This is a genomic window from Mycobacterium sp. Marseille-P9652, assembly GCF_902652685.1.
GTDB lineage: Bacteria > Actinomycetota > Actinomycetes > Mycobacteriales > Mycobacteriaceae > Mycobacterium.
Window position 1 is genome coordinate 1 of sequence record NZ_CACRUY010000107.1, and the last position, 5478, is coordinate 5478.

Genomic DNA, 5478 nt, shown 5'->3' on the forward strand with positions numbered 1-5478 from the left:
CGCCGCCGTGGCACCGCCCCCCCCACCGCCGCTGGAGGGGGGCGGTGCCACGGCGGCGTCCAACGGTCCGCCGGATCCGCAGACCGAGGACGAGCCCGCCGTGCCGCCGCTGCCGCCTGGCGCGCCCGACGGCGTGGTCGGCGTCGCGCCGCACGCGACGGTGATCTCGATCCGTCAGTCGTCGCGGGCCTTCGAACCGGTGAACCCCTCGCCGGCGGACCCGAACTCCGACGAGAAGGTGAAGGCGGGCACGCTGAATACCGTTGCGCGGGCGGTGGTTCACGCGGCGAACATGGGCGCGAAGGTCATCAACATCTCGGTGACCGCCTGCCTGCCCGCGGTGGCCCCCGCCGACCAGCGGGCCCTGGGGGCCGCGCTGTGGTACGCCGCCACGGTCAAGGACGCGGTGATCGTCGCCGCGGCGGGCAACGACGGGGAAGCTGGCTGTAGCAACAACCCCATGTACGACCCGCTGGACCCGACCGACCCGCGGGACTGGCATCAGGTGAAGGTGATCTCGTCGCCATCGTGGTTCGCCGACTACGTCTTGTCGGTGGGCGCCGTCGACGCCACGGGCGCCGCCATCGACAAGAGCATGTCCGGTCCCTGGGTGGGCGTCGCCGCGCCCGGCACGCACATCATGGGTCTGTCGCCGCAGGGCGGAGGACCGGTGAACGCCTACCCGCCGTCGCGGCCCGGCGAGAAGAACATGCCGTTCTGGGGGACCAGCTTCTCGGCGGCCTATGTCAGCGGCGTGGCCGCCCTGGTCCGCGCGAAATTCCCTGAGCTGAGCGCACATCAGGTCATCAACCGGATCGTGCAGTCGGCGCACAACCCGCCCTCGGGGGTCGACAACAAAGTCGGTTACGGGTTGGTGGACCCCGTCGCCGCGTTGACGTTCAACATCCCGCCCGGCGACCGTCTGCCCCCCGGCGCGCAGACGCGGGTGATCACCCCGGCCCCACCGGCCCCGCCACCGGACCATCGGGCGCGCAACATCGCCGTCGGGTTCCTCGGTGCGGTGGCCGCCGGAGTGCTGGTGCTGGCCGTCGCAACGCGACTGCGGAGGGCGCGATGAGGTCGAAACTGACGGGGTTCGGCCCATCGAGCGACCGGCGCGTCGTCGGCGTGTGCGTGGTGTTCCTGCTGGCCCTGGGGAGTTGGGCGCTGGCCGGGTACGTCGGCGCGGCCGCTGCCACGGTGGTCGGGGGCGTGCTGGTGTTCGCGCGGTGGTGGGGCCAGCCCGCATGGTCGTGGGCGGTGTTGTGGCTGCGGGGCCGGCGACCGATCGTGTGGGACGCGCCGATCACGGTGGCCAACAACCGATCCGGCGGTGGGGTGCGGGTGCAGGACGGCGTGGCCGTCGTCGCGGTGCAACTGCTCGGCCGGCCGCACCGGGCCACAAGGGTGACCGGCTCGGTCACCGTTGAGACCGACAATGTGATCGACATCGTCGAACTCGTGCCGATGCTGCGTCATGCGCTGGGCCTGCAGCTCGAGTCGATCAGCGCTGTCACGGTGGGGTCTAGGCACGGGACGGTGGGCGACTATCCCCGCGTGTACGACTCGGAGATCGGCACCCCGCCGTATGCCGGCCGGCGCGAAACCTGGCTGATCATGCGGCTTTCCGTGCTCGACAACACCCAGGCGCTGCAGTGGCGGACCACCGTGGGGGCGGCGGCCGTGGCGGTCGCGCAGCGCATCGCGGGGCTGCTGCGGTGCCAGGGCTTGCGCGCGAAGGTCGCCACCGCGACCGACCTCGCCGAGCTGGACCGCCGGCTCGGTTCGGACGCCGTGGGCGGGGACGCGCAGCGGTGGAAGGCGATCCGCGGCGAGGCGGGCTGGATGACCACGTATGCCTATCCGGCACAGGCGATCACGTCGCGCGTCCTGGCGCAGGCGTGGACGCTGCGCGCCGACGAGATAATCCAGAACGTCACCGTCTATCCCGACGCGACGTGCACCGCGACCGTCACCGTGCGCACACCCACGCCCGCGCCCACCCCGCCCAGCGTCGTGCTGCGCCGGCTCAACGGGGAGCAGGCCGCCGCCGCGGCGGCCAACATGTGCGGGCCGCGGCCACACCTACGCGGCCTGCGCCCGACCCCGCTGCCGGCGGAACTCGTCACCGAAATCGGCCCGTCGGGCGTGCTGATCGGCAAACTCGGCAATGGCGACCGCCTCCTGATGCCGGTCACCGACGCGGGCGAGCTGTCGCGAGTGTTCGTCGCCGCGGACGACCCGGTCGCCAAGCGGATCGTGATTCGCACGGCCGGAGCGGGTGAGCGGGTGTGCGTCCACACCCGCGACGCCGCGCGTTGGGCCAGTGTGCGCATGCCCGAGATCACCGTCGTCAGCGGATCGCGCCCCGCACCGCGCACCACGGTCAGCGTCGTCGAGTACGTCGGCAGGCGCAGGCGTGACGCCGACGCCTCTAACGAGTTCGGGGGAACCGACATTTCTCCGACGCCGCGTCCGCCCACGGTGATGACGATCGCCCCGTACGGCACGACGCTGTCCGACGCGCAACGCCACAACTTCGAGGTGGTCATCGAACAGATCGGCCCCGCGACCGTTAGCGTCCTTGCGGCGGGCCAGGATTGGCTGGTCGAGATGGACATGTTCCGCGCCGAGAACCGCTACGTGAGCCTGGAGCCCGTCAGCATGTCGATCGCGACCTAGGCCGGCCGATGGGTGACTTGCAGACCGCCCGTCGGCATTTCGACCGGGCCATGGCGATCAAGAACCGGGAGGGCCGGCCGGCGGCTCTGCCGGAGTTCGTGGCGGCGACCGACGCCGACCCGTCGATGGCCGACGCGTGGTTGGGCCGAATCGCCTGTGGCGACGACAGTTTGGCATCGCTGAAGCAGCTCTATGCGACCAGCGAATGGCTGCACCGCGAGACGACGCGGATCGGCCAGACGCTGGCCGCGGAGATCCAGCTGGGCCCCTACATCGGCATCACGGTGACCGACGCGTCGCAGGCGGGGCTGGCCCTGTCGTCGGCGCTGACGATCGCGGGGGAGTACGACGAGGCGCACCGGCTGCTCGCCGGACGGGACCTGCTGGATTCGTGGGCCAACTTCCAGTGGCATCAGCTGGCGCGGGCGTTTTTGATGTTCACCACGCAGCGCTGGCCCGATGTGCTGTCGGCCGCCGCCGAGGAGCTGCCGCCGCAGGCGATCGTCATGTCGGCGGTGACGGCATCCATCTGTGCGTTGGCGGCCCACGCCGCCGCGCACCTGGGGCAGGGCCGCGTCGCCCTCGACTGGCTGGACCGCGTCGACGTGATCGGACAGGCCGCATCGTCGGGCCGGTTCGACGCTCACGTGCTGACGGCGTCGATCGGGCCCGCCGACATTCCGTTGCTGGTCGCGGATTTGGCGTACGTGCGCGGCATGGTGCATCGGCAGCTGGGGGAGGAGGACAAGGCGCAGATCTGGCTCTCGCGCGCCACCCTCAACGGCGTCCTGACCGATCCCGCCAAGGAGGCGCTGGCCGACCCGAACCTGCAACTCGTGGTGACCGACGAACAGACCATCGCCCGGCGCACCGATCGTTGGGACGCCTCGACGGCCAAGAGCCGCGAGGAAATCGACGACGACGACGCGGCGGCGCGGCGTGCGGAACTCCTGGCCGAGGGGCGCGCGCTGCTGGCCAAGCAGGTCGGCCTGGCGGCCGTCAAGCAGGCGGTGTCGGCGCTGGAGGACCAGCTCGAGGTGCGAATGATGCGCCTGGAGCACGGTTTACCGGTCGAGGGGCAGACCAACCACATGCTGCTGGTCGGCCCGCCCGGCACCGGCAAGACCACCACCGCCGAGGCGCTGGGCAAGATCTATGCCGGCATGGGCATCGTGCGCCAGCCCGAGATCCGGGAGGTCCGCCGGTCGGACTTCTGCGGCCACTACATCGGGGAGTCGGGCCCGAAGACGAACCAGCTCATCGAAAAGTCGCTCGGCCGAATCATTTTCATGGACGAGTTCTACTCGCTGGTCGAGCGCCACCAGGACGGCACGCCGGACATGATCGGCATGGAGGCCGTGAACCAGCTCCTCGTGGCGCTGGAGGTGCACCGCTTCGACTTCTGCTTCATCGGCGCCGGCTACGAAGACCAAGTCGACGCGTTCCTCACCGTCAACCCCGGCTTGGCGGGGCGGTTCAACCGCAAGCTTCGGTTCGAATCCTATTCGCCCGCAGAGATCGTCGAGATCGGGCAGCGCTACGCCACCCCGCGGGCCAGCGTGCGCGCCGACGCCGCGCGCGCCACCTTCCTCGACGCGGCCACCACCATCCGCAACTACACCACTCCGGGTGGGCGGCACGGCATCGACGCCATGCAGAACGGCCGCTTCGCGCGCAACGTCATCGAGCGCGCCGAGGGTTTCCGCGACACCCGGGTGGTGGCCCAGAAACGCGCAGGGCAACCCGTGACCGTTGACGACCTCAAGATCATCACCGCCCCCGACGTCGAGGCCGCCGTGCGCAGCGTGTGCTCGGACAACCGCGACATGGCCGCCATCGTCTGGTAGGCGGTGGCGGTAGGGTCGGCCCGTGGTGCCGCCGGGGTTCGTGCGGCCGATCGGAAGGGGAGTCTGCGATGCCGTTGCCGCCCGGAACGATCCTGGCGCGCTACCGCATCGAGCGCGTCCTGGGGTCCGGCGGCATGGGCACCGTCTACCTGGCCCGCCATCCGTCGCTGCCGCGCAGCGACGCCCTCAAGGTGCTCTCGGCCGAGCTGTCGCAGGATCCGCAGTTCCGGGCCCGGTTCATTCGTGAGGCGGATCTTGCGGCCACGCTGAACCATCCGAACATCGTGACCGTCTACGACCGCGGCGAGGCGGAGGACGGGCAACTGTGGATCGCCATGCAGTACGTCGACGGCTCCGACGCCAACAGCGAACTGGCGCAGGCCGAAATGACCCCGGCGCGCGCCGCCCACATCATCACTGAAGTGGCGAAGGCGCTGGATTACGCCCACCGGCGCGGGGTCATGCACAGGGATGTCAAACCGGCCAACTTCCTGCTGTCGGGGCTCGCCGGGGATCAGGAGCGGGTGCTGCTTGCCGACTTCGGGATCGCGCGGGCGCTCGACGAGGCCACCCGGCTCACCGCATCCGGCTCGTTTGTCACCACCGTCGCCTATGCGGCGCCCGAAACGCTGCACGGCGGTCCGATCGATCACCGCGCCGATGTCTACTCCCTGGGCTGCGCGCTGTTTCGACTGCTCACGGGCCGCACCCCGTACGGCCGATTCGACACCATGTCGGCGATCATGGCGGCCCATCTCTTCCAACCGGTCCCGCGGGCCACCGACGTCAAAGCCGACCTGCCGCCGGCCGTCGACGAGGTGATCGCCCGCGCCCTCGCCAAGGACCCCGCGGACCGCTACCCGAGCGCTGGGGCCCTGGCCGCCGCCTTCAACGCCGCCCTCGGCTCTTTCCCCCACCCCGGCGCGCAGCAGACCAGGGACTGGCAGAC

Annotated in this window: 4 protein-coding genes; all 4 read left to right on the forward strand. The window is 70.8% G+C overall.

Annotated elements, in window-relative coordinates; all coding sequences use genetic code 11:
- A partial coding sequence (mycP, locus tag GPY60_RS26135; RefSeq protein ID WP_156690595.1) for a type VII secretion-associated serine protease mycosin occupies nt 1-1078 on the forward strand: 1078 nt, incomplete at its 5' end.
- Nucleotides 1075-2682 carry a type VII secretion protein EccE gene (gene eccE, locus GPY60_RS26140; protein ID WP_156690596.1) on the forward strand — a complete coding sequence of 536 codons (1608 nt, stop codon included), beginning with the start codon at nt 1075-1077 and terminating at the stop codon, nt 2680-2682. The genes mycP and eccE, both read left to right, overlap by 4 nt.
- A gap of 8 nt (nt 2683-2690) precedes the next feature.
- Complete coding sequence (gene eccA / locus GPY60_RS26145) at nt 2691-4529, forward strand: type VII secretion AAA-ATPase EccA (protein ID WP_156690597.1); 1839 nt, start codon at nt 2691-2693, stop codon at nt 4527-4529.
- 68 nt (nt 4530-4597) lie between these two features.
- Nucleotides 4598-5478: serine/threonine-protein kinase (locus GPY60_RS26150; RefSeq protein WP_156690598.1), on the forward strand; the 881-nt coding region annotated here is incomplete at its 3' end.